Origin of the sequence: Actinosynnema sp. NPDC023658 (assembly GCF_040639995.1) — a bacterium.
GTDB lineage: Bacteria > Actinomycetota > Actinomycetes > Mycobacteriales > Pseudonocardiaceae > Actinosynnema.
On the sequence record NZ_JBFAAX010001089.1, the window covers coordinates 1 to 1,772 of the forward strand.

Genomic DNA, 1,772 nt, shown 5'->3' on the forward strand with positions numbered 1-1,772 from the left:
ACGGTGTCCACCCCCAGCTCCGCGTAGCCGGCCAGCGCCGAGGTGAGGGCATCCGGATCGCCGGGCACGTCCCCGAGGTGCACCGTCGTCTTGCGGATCGTCGCGTAGTCGCGGCCCACGTCCTCGCAGTGCCGGCGCAGCACGTCGAGCTTGTGCGCCACCTCCTCCGGCGTCGAGAGCAGGAAGTTGCAGGCGTCCGCGTACCGGGCGACCAGCCGCAGCGTCTTCCGCTCGCCGTTGCCGCCGATCATGAGCTCCGGGTGCGGCGTGCTCACCGGGGCGGGCACGGACAGCGTCTCGGCCAGCCGGTAGTGCTCGCCCTCGAACGGCCCGTTGTCGGCCGGGTCCCACATCTGCAGGCAGATCCGGACCGCCTCCTCCAACCGCGCGAACCGCTCGGCCACCGCCGGGAACGGCACGCCCAGGCCCGCGTGCTCGCGCTCGTACCAGGCCGCGCCGATGCCCAACGTCGCCCGACCGCCCGACAGCACGTCCAACGTGGTCGCGATCTTCGCCAGCAGCCCCGGGTGGCGGTAGGTGACGCCCGTGACGAGCGTGCCCAGTCGCACGCTGCTGGTGTGCGCGGCCAGGAAGCCGAGCGTCGTGTAGCACTCCAGCATCGCGTCCTCGGCGCGGTCGTTGCCCTCCATCTGGAAGTAGTGGTCCATCACCGACATCCAGCCCAACCCGGCTGCCTCGGCCGCCTCGCAGGCGTCGGCCAACGCCCGTCCGATCCTCGCCGGACCCTGGTTGAACCGGTGGATGTGCACACCCAGTCGCACGTCGTGCTCCGTTCCGCAGCCGTTCCCGCACCAACGGCCGCGACCGTAGTGGCTGGAGCGCACTCCAGGTCAACGGTCGCAACGGGCCCACTTCTCGCGGAGCACCAACCCGCGCTCACCGACAGCGTCGTGGCGTGCACGCGACGGCGCGGCCGTGCCGGGTCACCGCTGTGGCCACATCGAGTAGATGACGTCCTTCCCGTCCGTGCACACGACCTGCGGCATGGCCGGTTCGGGGACCTGGTTGCACGTCATCGGACCGACTTCCAGCGGCGGGAGCCCGGGGGTCGGGTCGTGACGCTGGGCGTAGTAGTCGACCAGCACCGAGGCCGCCTGGTCGCACCTCATCCGGCCGGCCGGGGTCTCCACGACGACGGCGAGCATCGGCTTGCCCAGCGCGCCGGGGAAGGGGTCCTCGCAGTACTGGGCCGGGGCGGACTCGTCGATCGTCGGCAACGGCACCGGAGTGGACTTCGACGCCTCGGTCGTCGTGGTGGGCGGGATCCGGGTGGTGGTCCTGGTCGTGGTGGTGGCCGCGGTCGTGGTGGAGGTGGGATCGGCGGCGGCACCGGACCCGGTGACGGAGGTCGAGCAACCCGCGACTGCGGCGAGGAGGACGAGCACCGCGGCCGCGTGTCCGTGCGATCGCGTTCCGCTGCCCGGTGTGCCGGTCGGTCGTGCCGGGTGAGGCGAGGTCTTCACGGCGACTGGGACGTGCCGGGGAGGTCCGCGGTTTCAACCGGTGCGGGAGAAACACGCGAAAGCGGGTTCGCGTCCCGGGCCGACCGGCTCAGCGCGTCAGCCGGTCGGCTGGGTGCGGCGGGAGCGGGTGAGGGCCGACCAGCCGAGGACCGTGCCGACCAGCCCGAGCACCAGGGCCGCACCGCCGCCGACCACCCCGTTGCCGGTCCCCGGACCGCCTTCCGCGACCGCCAGGTTCACCACCCCGTTGACCGCGCCGATCAGCCCGGCGACCAAGGCCACCACGGC

The 1,772-nt window shown here is 72.6% G+C and carries 3 protein-coding genes; all 3 read right to left on the bottom strand.

The features are described from left to right. A partial coding sequence (locus AB0G02_RS38345) for an LLM class F420-dependent oxidoreductase (RefSeq protein WP_360804864.1) occupies positions 1 to 734 on the bottom strand: 734 nt, incomplete at its 3' end. 210 nt (positions 735 to 944) lie between these two features. Further along, entirely contained in the window at positions 945 to 1,406 is a 462-nt protein-coding gene (locus AB0G02_RS38350; RefSeq protein ID WP_360804858.1) for a hypothetical protein, read from the bottom strand. A gap of 174 nt (positions 1,407 to 1,580) precedes the next feature. After that, positions 1,581 to 1,772, bottom strand: a 192-nt coding sequence (locus tag AB0G02_RS38355) for a DUF6223 family protein (RefSeq protein WP_360804861.1), incomplete at its 5' end; no start/stop codon positions are given.